The organism is Bradyrhizobium sp. UFLA05-112 (genome assembly GCF_053572325.1).
This window is the reverse complement of the sequence record NZ_JBANBK010000201.1, coordinates 1-1,356: the sequence shown is the minus strand read 5'-3', so window position 1 is coordinate 1,356 and position 1,356 is coordinate 1. Positions and strand designations below refer to the sequence as shown.

2 protein-coding genes are annotated in these 1,356 nt (G+C 67.0%); both read right to left on the bottom strand.

What is annotated here, in order from left to right; all coding sequences use genetic code 11:
• Nucleotides 1–61 precede the first annotated feature (61 nt).
• Nucleotides 62–919 (bottom strand): IS21-like element helper ATPase IstB, encoded by an 858-nt coding sequence (gene istB / locus SO180_RS42350; protein ID WP_449384702.1) that lies wholly within the window; start codon nt 917–919, stop codon nt 62–64.
• Nucleotides 919–1,356 (bottom strand): Mu transposase domain-containing protein (locus SO180_RS42345; protein ID WP_449384701.1); only part of this gene is annotated, 438 nt, incomplete at its 5' end. The genes istB and SO180_RS42345, both read right to left, overlap by 1 nt.

Below are 1,356 nucleotides of genomic sequence, written 5' to 3'. Positions count from 1 at the left end.
TGTCAAACGCCATCCGGAACTGCCCCCTTTGCGTCATGAAGAACTGCCCCCACCCTCGGGTTCATGATGTCGGTTGAAGGTTGGCTCCGCCGCTGACGGGACGGAGGGAGGCGGAGCCGACCGGAGGGCCGTCAGCGGCGGGCGGCTTGATGAGGCCGCTCTTTCGCTTGGCGCGGAGCCGGTAGCTGTCGCCGCGGATGGTCAGCACGTGGCTGTGGTGCAAGAGCCGGTCGAGGATCGCGGTGGCGACCACTGGATCGGCGAACACTGTGCCCCATTCGGCAACGCTGCGGTTCGACGTGATCAGCATGGCGCCGGTTTCGTAGCGCCGGCTGACCAGCTGGAAGAACAGATGCGCCGCGTCAGGCTCCAGCGGCAGATAGCCGAGCTCGTCGACGATCAGCAGCTTTGGCTTCGCCAGCGCCAGCAGTTTCTCGTCCAGGCGCCGCTCGCCATGCGCCTTGGCGAGGCCAGCGACCAGCGTCGTCGCCGTGGTGAACTGCACCGTGTATCCGGCCAGGATCGCCTCTCGCCCGAGCGCGATCGACAAGTGCGTCTTGCCAACGCCCGGCGGGCCGAGCAGCAGCACGTTCTCGCCGTTGGCGATCCATCGTGACGCGGCCAGGTCGCGGATCTGCTTCGGATCGATCGACGGCTGCGCCTCGAAGTCGAAGCCCGCCAGCTCCTTCACGGCCGGGAAGTGTGCGAGTTTCAGCGCCATCTCGATACGGCGATGATCCTTGCGCGCGATCTCGCGCTCGCACAGCAGGATCAGCGTCTCACGCGCCGACAGGTTCGCGCGCGCCGCCTCGTCGAGCAGGTTGTCGAGTTGGTCGCGGATGCCGGAGAGCTGCAATCGCGCCAGCATGGCCTCGAGCCGATCGATCGGTACTTCGGTAGCCTTCTTTGTGCGCGCCATCAGAAGCTCCCTCCGATCGCTGCTTCGTATTCGGCAAGAGGACGCAACAACGAGGGCAGTGGAGAAGGCGCCAGCACTGTCGGTGTCGCGATTGCCGGTCGGCAGACCGCGCCATTGCGACCGGCAACCCCGTCGAGGTGGGCGGAATCGACGATCCGTAGCCGGCGGCCCTCCGATTGCTTGTGGACCGCAACCTCGCGCATGCCATGGCGGATGCGCACCTCGCCGGCCGCAACCGTCACCGCCACCCGCTCGCCGATCAGCCGCCACGGCACCGAGTAGCTGTTCGTGTCGACCTCGACGGCACAATCGTTGCCGACGACGCGGGCCAGTTCGCGCAACGATCCAAACGACGGCTGCCCGCCGAGCGGCTTCAACCGGTGTGCCTCGTCACGCGCAAAGCGGACGATCGGCGCCTCGCCGGTCGTGCCGTGGAT

What these genes read in the sequence shown, in the direction of transcription:
- istB (WP_449384702.1), bottom strand. Translation starts at nt 919, where the DNA reads ATGGCGCGCACAAAGAAGGCTACCGAAGTACCGATCGATCGGCTCGAG.